The organism is Aldersonia kunmingensis, from assembly GCF_001646865.1.
GTDB classification, from domain to species: Bacteria; Actinomycetota; Actinomycetes; order Mycobacteriales; family Mycobacteriaceae; genus Aldersonia; species Aldersonia kunmingensis.
In genome coordinates this window covers 1-12,993 of the sequence record NZ_LRRB01000322.1, presented here as the reverse complement: position 1 = coordinate 12,993, position 12,993 = coordinate 1, and the positions used below count along the sequence as shown (strand labels likewise).

General features: G+C 67.3%; 10 protein-coding genes and 1 pseudogene. 5 read left to right on the top strand and 6 right to left on the bottom strand.

What is annotated here, in order from left to right; translation table 11 throughout:
- Together A8G08_RS25700 and A8G08_RS25695 are read left to right on the top strand one after the other, a co-directional pair.
- A pseudogene (locus A8G08_RS25700) lies at window positions 1-822 on the top strand (APC family permease); the annotation flags it as partial.
- A 7-nt stretch (window positions 823-829) separates the two neighbouring features.
- Window positions 830-2,092 (top strand): class I SAM-dependent RNA methyltransferase, encoded by a 1,263-nt coding sequence (locus A8G08_RS25695; protein WP_157108807.1) that lies wholly within the window; start codon window positions 830-832, stop codon window positions 2,090-2,092.
- Between the two features lie 274 nt (window positions 2,093-2,366).
- On the opposite strand, the gene A8G08_RS25690 is transcribed toward A8G08_RS25695, so the two are convergent.
- Window positions 2,367-3,200 (bottom strand): ABC transporter permease, encoded by an 834-nt coding sequence (locus tag A8G08_RS25690; RefSeq protein WP_068280721.1) that lies wholly within the window; start codon window positions 3,198-3,200, stop codon window positions 2,367-2,369.
- Window positions 3,197-4,180 (bottom strand): ATP-binding cassette domain-containing protein, encoded by a 984-nt coding sequence (locus tag A8G08_RS25685; RefSeq protein WP_068280720.1) that lies wholly within the window; start codon window positions 4,178-4,180, stop codon window positions 3,197-3,199. The genes A8G08_RS25690 and A8G08_RS25685 overlap by 4 nt, the downstream gene beginning before the upstream one ends.
- Before the next feature lie 273 nt (window positions 4,181-4,453).
- Between A8G08_RS25685 and A8G08_RS25680 the strand changes: the two genes are divergently transcribed.
- Entirely contained in the window at window positions 4,454-4,771 is a 318-nt protein-coding gene (locus A8G08_RS25680) for a LysM peptidoglycan-binding domain-containing protein (RefSeq protein WP_068280719.1), read from the top strand.
- 107 nt (window positions 4,772-4,878) lie between these two features.
- Here the strand turns inward: A8G08_RS25680 and glsA are convergent, their stop codons facing one another.
- Complete coding sequence (glsA, locus tag A8G08_RS25675; RefSeq protein WP_068280718.1) at window positions 4,879-6,681, bottom strand: glutaminase A; 1,803 nt, start codon at window positions 6,679-6,681, stop codon at window positions 4,879-4,881.
- A gap of 214 nt (window positions 6,682-6,895) precedes the next feature.
- Between glsA and dxs the strand changes: the two genes are divergently transcribed.
- Entirely contained in the window at window positions 6,896-8,872 is a 1,977-nt protein-coding gene (dxs, locus tag A8G08_RS25670; protein WP_084436880.1) for a 1-deoxy-D-xylulose-5-phosphate synthase, read from the top strand.
- Window positions 8,873-8,932: 60 nt separating this feature from the next.
- Here dxs and A8G08_RS25665 read toward each other — a convergent pair whose 3' ends face one another.
- Genes A8G08_RS25665 through A8G08_RS25655 form a run of 3 tightly spaced genes read right to left on the bottom strand, consistent with a single transcriptional unit; the run spans window position 8,933 to window position 12,292 of the window.
- Window positions 8,933-10,213, bottom strand: coding sequence for an HRDC domain-containing protein (locus A8G08_RS25665; protein ID WP_068280716.1), 1,281 nt, complete (start codon window positions 10,211-10,213; stop codon window positions 8,933-8,935).
- Window positions 10,214-10,240: 27 nt separating this feature from the next.
- Window positions 10,241-11,644 (bottom strand): WS/DGAT/MGAT family O-acyltransferase, encoded by a 1,404-nt coding sequence (locus A8G08_RS25660; protein WP_068280714.1) that lies wholly within the window; start codon window positions 11,642-11,644, stop codon window positions 10,241-10,243.
- Between the two features lie 54 nt (window positions 11,645-11,698).
- Window positions 11,699-12,292 carry a DUF3000 domain-containing protein gene (locus A8G08_RS25655; protein ID WP_084436879.1) on the bottom strand — a complete coding sequence of 198 codons (594 nt, stop codon included), beginning with the start codon at window positions 12,290-12,292 and terminating at the stop codon, window positions 11,699-11,701.
- A gap of 129 nt (window positions 12,293-12,421) precedes the next feature.
- Here A8G08_RS25655 and A8G08_RS25650 point away from each other — a divergent pair.
- A partial coding sequence (locus tag A8G08_RS25650; RefSeq protein WP_281182186.1) for a uroporphyrinogen decarboxylase family protein occupies window positions 12,422-12,993 on the top strand: 572 nt, incomplete at its 3' end.

Here is a 12,993-nt window from a genome sequence, read left to right as displayed (position 1 = left end):
CAGCTCTACATCGTCGGCGTGTTCGTCTCGTTCGTGCTCAGCCAGACCGGCATGATCCGGCACTGGACACGGCATCTGAGGAACGAGACCGATCCCGAGTCGCGGGCGCGTATGAAGCGTTCGCGGGTGATCAACGCCGTCGGGCTGGCGTTGTGCGTGACCGTGCTGACCATCGTGCTGATCACGAAGTTCCTTGCCGGGGCGTGGATTGCGATCGTCACGATGGCGGTGATCTTCGGAATGATGACCCTGATCCGACGGCACTACGACGCGGTCGCGAAGGAACTCGACGAGCACGAGTGGGAGGGCGTGCTGCCGAGCCGCACCCACTCCATCGTGCTGGTGTCGAAGGTGCACACCCCGACGCTGCGCGCGTTGGCCTACGCACGGGCGACACGGCCGGACACGCTCGAGGCGATCACCGTGAACGTCGACGAACCGGACACTCGCTCGCTCGTTCGCAAATGGGAGCAGAGCGATATCACCGTGCCGCTCAAGGTGATCGAGTCGCCCTACCGCGAGATCACCAAGCCGGTGCTCGATTACGTGAAGCGGCTGCGACGCGATTCGCCGCGTGACGTGGTGACCGTCTTCATCCCCGAATACGTGGTGGGCCACTGGTGGGAGCAGATTCTGCACAACCAGAGCGCACTGCGACTGAAGGGCCGACTGCTGTTCGAGCCGGGCGTGATGGTCACCAGCGTGCCGTGGCAGCTCAACTCCTCCGAGCACGCCAAGCGCGCCCATTGGGACAGTGCTCCCGGTGTCACCCGGCGCGGATTCACCGACCGCCCCGACGGCAACGCGCCGGATGGCAAGTAGCCGCGAAATGAACTGGGCGGGAGAGTCATTCGAGATCCGGCTGGGTAAGCCGGGGCATGGCGGATTCTGTGTCGGGCGGCACGAGGGACGCGTGGTGTTCGTCCGGCACGGACTGCCGGGCGAGCTCGTGCGCGCGACGGTGACCGAGGACCGTGGCGGCGCATTCTGCCGGGCTGATGCGGTGGAGGTGCTCGAGGCTTCGCCGGACCGGGTGCCCGCGCTGTGCCCGGTGTCAGGGCCGGGCGGCGCCGGCTGCTGCGATTTCTCGCACGCAACGCTGGCGGCGCAGCGCGCGCTCAAGGTCGACGTCGTCACCGAGCAGTTGCAGCGCCTCGCCGGGATCGAGCGCTCGGTCGAGGTGGAGGAGCTGCCGGACACCGGTGACGGGACCGGCTGGCGCACCCGGGTTCGGCTCGCGGTAGATCGCGATGGCCGTGCCGGCGTGCACCGGTACCGCAGCAACGATGTCATCGCCGACCTGCGCTGTCCGCAGCCGGTTTCCGGCGCGATGGCCGATATCGCCGAATCGCAGTGGGAGCCCGGCGCGGAATTGCAGGTCGCGGTCGATGGTTCGGGCCAGCGGCATGTGGTGGTGCTCGAGCCCGCGAAGGTGTCGCGGACCGGAAAGGCCAGCAGCGGCCGGCGCGGGGCGATGGCCCGGCGGGCAGCCGCGAACCGGCCGCGCCACCACGAGGTCGCGATCGGCAGTGGCCGGGCGCACGAAACCGTCTCCGGCCGAACCTGGGAACTTGATGCGACAGGCTTCTGGCAGGCGCATCGCGGTGCAGCACAGACATATTCGGATGTGGTGGCGCAATGGGCTGCCGCATCGCCCGGTGCTGTGGCATGGGATTTGTACAGCGGCGTGGGAGTTTTCGCGGCGCGCCTCGCCGATCAGGTCGGGCCGGGCGGAGCGGTGCGGGCGCTGGAATCCGCGCGCGGCGCCGTCGACGACGGGGCGATCGCGCTCGTCGACCTGCCTCAGGTCCAGCTGCGCTCCGCACGGGTCGAGCGCGTGGTGGGGGAGTTGGCAGGTGATCCCGAGGTGGTGGTGATCGACCCGCCACGGTCCGGCGCCGGGCGCCCGGTGGTGGCCGCGCTCGCCGAGCGTGCCCCGCAGCGGATCGTGCACATCGGTTGCGACCCCGCGTCATTCGCTCGCGACGTTGCGCTGTACCGCGAGCACGGCTACGAGCTGAGTGAACTGCGCGCATTCGACGCGTTCCCGCTGACCCATCATGTGGAGTGCATCGGCCTGCTCACCCGCTGAGGCGCAGCCGAACCGACAGCACTGATCGTTCCCCAGCGCTGTTCTCGCCGGGTTCAGCCTTTGCCATCGCACTGTTCTCGACAGGTCCCCCTTTCGCCGCACACTTCCTGTCGCCCCGCAGACGTTCCAGGGTGCGGAAACCTCTGCGGGAGGACAGGAAGTGTGCGGCGAGGGGGCAATCTGCGAGCGGCGCCATGGGGCCTGCTGCGCGGAGGAGTGCGAGCGGCAAACAGCGCGCCGGGTCCGCACCGAATCGGAACCGGCGCGCTGCGCGTCAGCTCTTGCGGTTGTAGAGCCGCATCGTGATCGGTCCGAAGATCGCCACGAGCAGTGCACTCCAGCCCAGCACAATGCCGATCTCGTCGATCTCGACGTCGCCCTCCATGAGCCCGCGCGCGGCGGTCGCGAGATGGCTGATCGGGTTCGCGTTCGCGAACGCCTCGAGCCAGCCCGGCATGGTGGCCGGGTCGACGAAGATGTTGCTGGCGAACGTGAGCGGGAACAGCACCAGGAAGGACACCACCATCACGGACTGCTCGGTACTCAGCAGCAATGCGAACATCGTCCAGATCCACGAGATGGAAAAGGCGAACACCAGCACCAGCGCGGCCGCAGCCAGGACACCGGGCACGCCGCCGTGCGGCCGGAACCCGAGGATCAGGCCGACCACGATGCTGATGGTGATCGCGATGCAGTAGCGCACGATGTCTCCGCACAGCGCCCCCATCAGCGGGGCGGGCCGCCAGATCGGCAGCGAGCGGAACCGGTCGAAGACGCCCTTCTCCATGTCCTTGTTGAGCGACACCCCGGTGTACATGGTGATCATCACGACGGTCTGCACGATGATGCCCGGCAGCAGGTACTGCAGGTACACCTCCGTCGATCCCGCCAGCGCGCCGCCGAACAGGTACGTGAACATCAGCGTGAACAGGATCGGGAACATCGTCACGTCGAACAACTGGTCCGGGACGTGCTTGATCCTCAGCACCGCGCGCCACGCGAACGACAGCGAGGTCGACAACGCCCCCGCCCGGTCCGGACGTTCGGCTGGATCGAGCAGGACCGAACGAATGTCCAGGCTCGCGGGGCGGTCGCTGACGGTCGTCATGATGCGCTCCTCTCGTACGCGTCGGATTGATCGCTGTCGGAATCTGATTCGGCGTGATGGCCGGTCAACGCCAGGAAGACCTCGTCGAGGCTCGGCTGGCCGAGTGCGAACGTGGCGATCGGGATACGAGCTTGCTGCAGCGCCGGTAACGCCGCGGCAGCGAGATCGGGATCAGGCAACCGGGCGGTGAGCGAGGCGGGGTCGCTCTCGAGCACGACATCGGTGGCCAGCACGCGACCCAGCACGGCCGCCGCCTCGGCGCGCTGCGCAGCGTCGATCACCCGCACGTGCAGCGCACCCGCACCGACCGATGCCTTGAGCTCACCGGTGGTGCCCTCGGCGATGACCTTGCCGCGGTCGATCACTGCCAGCCGATCCGCGAGTTGATCGGCCTCGTCGAGGTATTGCGTCGTGAGCAGCACGGTCGTGCCGCCCGCGACGAGGGATCGGACGATCTCCCACACCTGATTGCGGCTGCGCGGGTCGAGCCCGGTGGTCGGCTCGTCGAGGAAGATCAGCTCGGGCGTGACGACGATGCTCGCGGCAATGTCGAGCCGGCGCCGCATGCCGCCCGAGTAGGTCTTCACAGACCGCTGGCCGGCCTCGTCGAGCTCGAACGCCTCGAGCAGTTTCGTCGCGCGCTTGCGGGCCGCGGACCAGGAGAAACCGTAGAGCCGCGCGAGCAGCACCATGTTCTCGTGACCGGTCAGGTCCTCGTCAAGGGCAGCGAACTGCCCGGTCAGCGCGACCTTGGAGCGCACTGTGCCGGGTTCGCGGGTGACGTCGTGGCCGAGCACGGTGGCGCTGCCGTCGTCGATCCGCAGCAGCGTCGCGAGCATCCGAATGGTCGTGGTCTTGCCTGCACCATTCGGGCCGAGCACGCCGAAGACGCCGCCGGTCTCGACAGCGAGGTCGATACCGTCCACCGCGGTGGTCTGCCCGAACCGCTTGACGAGTCCGCGCGTTTCGATCGCGAGCATGGGAATGTGTCCTTGCCTGGTTGGCGAATGTGCTCTGTCCAGGTTGTCCGATTGCGCAGATGCCCGCAATCGAATTTCCGGCGATCGTCCGGCGACACGAAATCGAGAGGGTGGTGTCGAGGCGCGGCCGCACGACCCCGTTCGGGCTACTCGCTACTTTCGCTGGAGCGCACGAGATTGGCGTAGTGCGCTACTCATTCGGTCTGCCGTCGGCCCGCCCACCATCTCTTTCACGTCATCACGTCGGGTGGCGTGGAAGAGAGAGGCAAGATCATGTCGAAGAAGTACAAGGTCGTATCAGGCGACACGCTGTCCGGGCTGGCCAACCGTTTCTATGGCGACGGCAGCCTGTTCATGGTGATTGCGATCCCGAACGACATCCTCAACCCGGATTTCATCCGGGTCGGGCAGGTGCTGTTGATCCCGGGGCTCAGTCAGAAATACCGCGTCACGGTGGGAGACACGCTGTCGTCGGTAGCGGAACAGTTCTACGGAGATTGCTCCATGGACGCGCTCATCGCCGCCGCGAATCACCTCTCGGTGAACGACGACCTGAGTTTCGGTCAGGTTCTCCGAATCCCGGACCTCTGAATCGCCGAGGCCGATCCGCAGGTGCCTTCCTCGACGCAATATGGAGGAAGGCATTCTGCATGTGATTCGATTCTCGAAACTTATTGCTCTGCAATAACTCTGACGCATCAGTCGATATCCGAGCGCCCCGCGAGAATCCGCACCGCGCTACCGAGCTGCTCGTAGGCCGTGGCGGCAAGGCGTTCGAGCAGAAGCAGTTTCAGTTGGGGAGCATCGGCCGCGAGCCGATCGAAGCGGTCCGGCGGGAGTACCGCCACGCGGGCCGCGGTGCTGGCGTGCGTGTCGGCGAGGGTCTCACCGCCAACCAGCATGGGGATCTCACCGAACGACATGCCGGGCCCCAGCGTCGCGACCCGATGAACGTGGCCGTCGGCGCCCGGCAGTGTCGTGCTCACCTGGCCGCCGAGGATCAGGAAGAGCCCCGACCGTGGCGAACCGCGCTGCACCACAAGCTCATCCGGCTCGTAATCGCGGACGTCGAATTCGCCGATGAGGTGATCCGACGCCGTCTGGTCCAGTCCGGCGATCAGCGGGTGCTCGGCCAGTTCGATCCGGTCCGGGACGCGCACACCCTTGCCGTGCCGGGCAAGCAGCAGGTCCTCGCACCACTGCGTGGCCGAATCGAGGTCGATGAAAACGCGATCGTCGGCGGCAGCCTTGCCGCGTCGCTCCGGGTCGATGAGAGCGGATTCGCAACCCTGCTCGGAGAGCGCGCGCCGCATCTTGCCCAACAGGCTCTGCGCGACAACGCTGATGTCGTCGACGCGGCGCAGATCGAGCACCAGCGCGTCGAGATTGTCGCTGTGCGAGGTGATTTCGCGCACCGCGATCTCGGTGCCGGCGAACAGGAGGTCGCCGTGCAGCTCGTACACCCGGGCGCGATGACCGCACAGTTCGAGCACATCGGCCTCCGCGGGCGTGCGGCGCTGCCGCGAAGGCACCGAGCCCACGCCGTGGCTGGACCGGATCGTCGAGCGTGCCTCGCGGGTCACCCGCAGGAAATGCAGTTCGAGGCGGCGTGAGAGCTCCCGGCAGGCGTTCACACCGCGCACGCTGTTGCCGTGCGCGTCGAGCCGCGGCGAGAACACCGAGACACCGACCTGCCCGGGCAGCACCGCGAGCACGTTTCCGCTCACACCGCTCTTGGCGGGCATGCCCACTGCGGTCACCCAGTCACCGGCGGCGTCGTACATCCCGCACGTCGTCATCACCGACAGCACCTGCTGGGTCAGCTCGGGGCTCAGCACCTCGTCATTCGTGATCGGGTTGCGCCCATGGTTGGCCAGCGTCGCCGCCATCATCGCTAGATCCCTGGCAGTGACCTCGATCGAGCACTGCCGGAAGTACAGGTCGACGGCCTCATCGGGGTCGCCGTCGACGATTCCGAACGAGCGCAGCATGTGCCCGATCGCGCGGTTGCGGTGCCCGGTGCGGGCCTCCGAGGTGTAGACCGCCTCGTCCATGGCCAGCTCGCGCCCGGCGAAGCGGGAGTAGTAGCCGCGGATGTGCTCGAACCGTTCGGCTACCGTCGCGCCCGGTATGAGGGACGCGGCGGTGATCGCGCCGGCATTGATCATGGGGTTCCGGGGCCGGCCGTTGTGCGGATCGAGGCTGATCTCATTGAACGGTTCGCCGGAGGGTTCGACGTCGATGCGTTGCGCCACGGCGTCCTGGCCGCACTCGGTCAGCGCAAGCGCATAGGTAAACGGCTTGGACACCGACTGGATGGTGAAGGCATGGTCGGCGTCCCCGGCGGTGTACAGGTGGCCGTCGCTGGTTGCCAGACATATGGCGAAGGCGTCCAGATCCACGGCGGCGAGTTCGGGAATGTAGTCCGCCGGACCGCCGCTGTGATCGGCTCGGCAGTGTTCGAATACGTCCTCGACGAGCTGAGCGACGACGTTGCGCATGCGGTCACAGTAGCCACGGATACGTGATTGGTGGCACCTTTGCGATCCGCGAAACCGGACAAATCTGCTGTCCGCGTGGCGCCGAATAAACCTTGAGCGGCGGACATGGCACACGCACCGCGCTGCGGTGGAGTCGCTCGCGCCGATTCTCCGTACACTTGCACCAAAGTAATGGTCCGCAGGGGATGCGGATCCGACGACGAGGAGCGTTTCGTTGGGGCTACTTTCCAGGGTTGACTCGCCCGACGATCTGCGCGGTCTCAATACCGCCGAGCTGGCCGAACTGTCGGCCGAGATCCGCGAGTTCCTGGTCCAGAAGGTCTCCGCCACCGGAGGCCATCTCGGGCCCAACCTCGGCGTCGTTGAGTTGACTCTCGCTGTGCACCGCGTCTTCGATTCGCCGACCGATCCGGTGCTGTTCGACACCGGTCACCAGTCCTATGTGCACAAAATTGTCACCGGTCGTAAGGACCAATTCGACACGTTGCGCAAGGGTGAGGGCCTGTCCGGCTACCCGAGCCGGGCCGAGAGCGAGCACGACTGGATCGAGTCCTCGCATGCCTCGGCCGCCCTGTCCTACGCGGACGGCATGGCGAAGGCATTCGAGCTCACCGGCCAGAATCGGCACGTCGTGGCGATCGTCGGTGACGGTGCGCTCACCGGCGGCATGTGCTGGGAGGCGCTGAACAATATTGCCGCCGGTGAGAACCGGTCGGTCGTGATCGTCGTCAACGACAACGGTCGCTCGTACGCGCCGACGATCGGCGGCTTCGCCGACCACCTGGCGTCGTTGCGGCTTCAGCCCGGGTACGAACGCGTGCTCGATTTCGGCAGGCACTATGTGCAGCAATTGCCCAAGATCGGCCGCACCACCTACTCGTTCCTGCATGCGGTGAAGGCCGGTCTCAAGGACGCACTGAGCCCGCAGGTGCTGTTCACCGATCTCGGTATCAAGTACCTCGGCCCGGTCGACGGCCACAACCAACAGGCGCTCGAGTCCGCGCTGCGCAGGGCGAAGGACTTCGGCGGACCGGTCATCGTGCACGCGGTCACCCGCAAGGGCATGGGCTACGAGCCCGCCGAGACGCACGAGGCCGACCAGATGCACTCGTGCGGCCCGATCGATCCGCTCACCGGACAGTCGGTCGGCAGCGGTTCGGCGTCGCCGGACTGGACGTCGGTGTTCTCCGCCGAACTGATCGAGCAGGGACGCAAACGCCCGGACGTCGTCGCGATCACCGCGGCGATGGGCGGCCCGACCGGCCTGGCCGCGTTCGGAGAGCACTTCCCCGAGCGGACCTTCGACGTCGGCATTGCCGAGCAGCACGGGGTCGCCTCCGCGTCCGGTCTCGCGCTGGGCGGGATGCACCCGGTCGTCGCCATCTACTCGACCTTCCTCAACCGCGCCTTCGATCAGCTGCTGATGGACGTGGCGCTGTTGAAACAGCCGGTCACGCTGGTGCTCGACCGGGCGGGCATCACCGGTTCCGACGGTGCGAGCCACAACGGCATGTGGGACCTGTCGATCCTCGGCATCGTTCCCGGCATGCGAGTCGCGGCGCCGCGCGACGCAGCGACGCTGCGCGCCGAGCTGGGCGAAGCGCTCGAGATCAACGACGGTCCGACGGCCCTGCGCTTCCCGAAGGGCTCGATCGGTGCCGATATCCCCGCGGTCGCGCAGGTCGGCGGCGTCGACGTGCTGCGCACGGCGGACGGCAGCGGCACCAACGGTGCGTCCGGGCTGTCCGGCGACGTGCTGATCGTGGCGGTCGGCCCGTTCGCAGGGCTCGCGCTGGAAGCAGCACAGCGGCTCGAGCAGCAGGGCATCTCCGCGGCGGTCGTGGACCCGCGTTGGGTGCTGCCCGTCGCTCCGGAGCTGGTCGAGCTTGCCGCGAACTTCCGGCTTGTCGTAACCGTCGAAGACAGTGGAGTGCACGGCGGCGCCGGCGCCTCGGTGTCGGCGGCGATGCGTGCGGCCGACGTGGATGTGCCCAGCCGTGAGATCGGTGTTCCGCAGCAGTTCCTCGAGCACGCCTCGCGTGATCAGGTGCTGCGCGAACTCGGGCTGACCGCTCAGGATGTCGCGCTGCGCATCACCGGATGGGTCGCCCGCTTCGACAATGCCAGGGATGCCGGAAGTGCTCCGGCGAGCAACGTCTCGCTTCCGAGTGACGCGGACCTCGCCCCCTAACACCGGTCAATATTCGTTCGCGGGGCGAAATTTCGTGCCCGCGAACGCAATTCGCAGCTGTTAGTCGGAGGCTTGCGCGGCTTCCGCGGGCTGAGCGTTCTTCAGCGCAGTCGCGAGCCCGGGCACTTCGAGTTCCCGCTGCCATCGGCGGGCCGATCCGGTGGTGAGGTACGCGTCGACGTCGTCGGTGAGCGTCGCGCTCGTCGGATCGACGCCATCCCAACACAGTCGGCGCAGCAACTCGGGCGACAGCAGGTTCTCCACCGGCACCGAGTACTGGTCGCCGAGTTCGGCCATCACCGCACGGGCGGCGGTGAGGCGGGCGGCCGCTTCGGGATCCCGCTTGGCCCAACGGTTCACCTGCGGCGGGCCGTCCTGCTGCTGGTTCACCGGAGGTAGCTCGTTCGGCGCAAGCGCACGTGCACGCTCGATCGCCTCCATCCATAGCCGCGAATTACGACGTTGCCGTGGTCCACCGAAGATGGGCAAGCGGCGTAGCTCCCCAACCGACTTGGGATCGGTCCCGGCTGCGGAGACGATCGCCGAATCGGGCAGTACCCGGCCAGGTGCGACATCGCGCTCGGAAGCGAGCTTGTCCCGCGCGGTCCACAGTTCGCGCACGACGGCGAGCTGTCGCGGCGCCTTCAGCGTGTGGATCTGCGATGTCCGCCGCCAGCGGTCCGGTTTCGGCGCTGCGGCGGGCCGGGTTCGCACGTACTCGAACTCTTCGGCGGCCCAGCCGTCCTTGCCCTGGCCGGTGAGAATCTCGTCGATCGCCGAGCGCAGCTCCAGCAGCACCTCGACATCCAGAGCTGCGTAGTTGAGCCAATCGTCCGGTAGCGGGCGCAGCGACCAGTCCGCGGCGCCATGCCCCTTGCGCAACTCGTAGCCGAGCAGCCGCTCGACCATCGGCGCAAGGCCGACTCGCTCGAGACCGGCGAGCCGACCGGCGAGTTCGGTGTCGTAGAGGGCTGTGGGACGCAGCCCGATTTCGGCGAGGCAGGGGAGATCCTGGTCCGCGGCGTGCAGGATCCACTCCAGCGGGTTGATCACCTCTGCCAGCGGCGCGAGATCGGCCGCGACAGGAATGGGGTCGAGCAGCACGGTGCCGGCGCCCGCGCGCCGGAGTTGCACCAGGTAGGCGCGGTTCGAGTAGCGGAATCCGGAGGCTCGTTCGGCATCGACTGCGAGGGGTCCATGCCCTCCGGCGAGTAGTTCCGCGGCCGCGCGGACACCCGCCGAGGATTCCACTACCGCGGGGACGCCATCTGCCGGGACCAGCAGCGGCGTCGGCGCGTCCACGGGAGCCTGGTCGGCCACCGACTCGCTTGCATCCGGCATGCTTACCGACTCTACGGAACGCCGCGCTCAACCCTCGTCGGGGATCGATCCTGATGCCGTCACGAGCTCGTCGAGAGCGTCGGGGAACGTCTCGGCCAACGACCACAGATCGGGCACAAGCTCGGGACACGCGATCAGACCGACGTCGAGCTGGCCCTCGCGTGACATCACAGTGATGTTCAGGCCCGCGCCGTGGAACACCGGGCCGAGCGGGAACAGCCCGGTGATCCGGGCGCCGAGGAAGTACAGCGGAACCGGCGGTCCCGGCACATTGGAGACCACGAGGTTGTGGATCACCGGATGCCGCTCGGCGAGCTTGAGCGTGGCGTAGATCCGCATCGCCGCGCCGAACAACGCCGGACCGGCAAATTGCGCCCAGTCCTGCAGCAGACTCGCGCCGAGTGCCTCGTTGTGCTCCTTGCTGACCTCGTTGGCTTCTGCGATCGCTTTCAACCGCTGCGCAGGATCCTCGATGTCGGTGCGCAATTCGCTGAACATGCCGCTGACCTTGTTCGTGCCGGGCCGGTCGGACTTGTTGTGCACCGACACCGGGACCATCGCGACGAGCGAGGACTCCGGCAGCTCACCGTGGTCTTCGAGGTACATCCGCAGCGAGCTGGCGACCATGGCCAGGACAACGTCGTTGACCTTCACCCCGAATGCGTTCTTGACCGCCTTCACGCGGTCGAGGTCGAGCTGCACCCAGGCGATCGACCGATGCCCGGTAATGGTGCCGTTGAAGGGAGTGCGGGGCGCCGTGAACGGCGCAGGCATCGCCTCACCCTTCTGCGCTCGGGTGACCCAGGCCGGCAGTACAGGAATGGAATTGGACAGGGCCCGCGCGAATTTGACCGGGCGGGAAGCCATTTCGGCGAGGCCGCCGATCGCGATCTCGACGGTGCCCCCGCTACCGGCCGCGTCGGCGCCTTCCTCGGTGTCGATCGGAGGCGCCTCGGGTTCGAGGCTGCACAACTCCGAAATCATGTTCGCTCCGGTGACGCCGTCCACGCCGGCATGGTGCATCTTCGACATGACCGCGACGCGGCCATCCGCGAGGCCCTCGATGACCCACATCTCCCACAGCGGCTTGTTGCGATCGAGCTGCTGGCTGGCGATATGCGCGCACAAGCGCGAGAGTTCGGCGTCGTCACCCGGCTCGGGAACCGCGACGCGGTGGCAATGTCGCTCTATATCGAAATCATCGTCGTCGACCCAGACCGGATGCCCGACGTTGAGCACGGAGTCCTTGACCTTGCGGCGGAAACCCGGGAGTTGGGGGATCCGGGCACCGAGCTCGCGCTGCAGCTTCTCGAACGAATATCCACCGGGCATGGTCGCCGGGTCGAGTTCGATCACGCCACACACATGCAGCAGCTGGGTCGAGGTCTCGAGGTAGAGGAAGCTGGCGTCGAGTCCGCTAAGTCGCTCCATGGCGCAATCGTAGTTATTTCGGCCGCGAATGAACGCGATCCGACGCGCCGCTTGTTATGCGCGAGTGCGGTTGCCGAGTTCGGTGACGCCGACCGGCGGCAGCCCCGCGGCGTAGGCCAGCACCTCGCAGAACGCCTCGACATGCGGGGCGAGCTCCGATGAGGTCGCAGTCCAGGATGCGCGCAGCTCCAGCTGATGTGCACGCGGGGGACCGGCGATGTCGCCGTATCGGACCGAGCTTGTCGCAGTCACCGTTCCGCCGAGCGCGTTGAGTGGTTCGGACCGGGATTCGAGCGCCTCGGTCAGCCAGCTCCACGCCACCTCGGGCAGGAGCGGATCCACGGCAACATCCGCATCGAGATCGGCCTGGATATAGGCCACCAGCCGCCTCGTGCCGTTCCAGGCCTCGTCGCCCTCGGGGTCGTAGAGCAGGATCAGCCGGCCGAACGCGTCGCCCTCGGACTGCTCGGGGACGTGATCGGATTCCGGATGGCTGACCTCGGCACCAATGGCATAGGAGAAGGGAGCCAGCCGTTGCGGCGGCCGGATCGGCCCGAGTTCGATCCCCGGGTGAACGGTCGCCGCATGCATCGCGTCGATTGCGGCGCGAAACTGTGCTGGCTCGGCGGGAGATCCGGGCTTTGTCACAAACCGGCACGCTAGACCCGTCGGTGCACGTTGCGAAGTAGGCGCGCCGCAGGAGGGCGTTGCGGTGCGGACCCGGTAGTACGGAGGCGCGCCGTGGCGGCACGTTCGGACGTGAGAACATGGCTGGTGATGAGCACAAAGCCAGGATCGGCCGCGCTTAATTACCCGACGCGCCGACAATTGAGCCAGTCTCCCTTCCTCGCCGCGGCGACCGGTCAGCGGCCGTCGCGCCGACCGGTGTGGTTCATGCGGCAGGCCGGCCGTTCGCTGCCCGAGTACCGGGAAATTCGCGCCGGACGCGGCATGCTCGAGTCCTGCTTCGACCCCGAGCTGGTCTGCGAGATCACCCTGCAGCCGGTGCGGCGGCACGGCGTCGATGCGGCCATCCTCTTCTCCGACATCGTCGTGCCGCTCAAGGCGGCCGGTATCGGACTCGACATCGTGGGCGGGGTGGGCCCGGTCATCGAGAACCCGATCCGCTCCGCCGCCGACGTCGCCGCCTTGCCGCGGCTGCGGCCCGAGGAAGTCGGCGCCGTTGCCGAGGCCGTCGAGTTGCTGGTCAAGGAACTGGACGACACTGTGGCCTTGATCGGCTTCGCCGGTGCGCCCTTCACGCTCGCCTCCTACCTGGTGGAAGGCGGCCCGAGCCGCAACCACGAGAAGACCAAGGCGCTCATGCACGCCGATCCGGCGACTTGGCA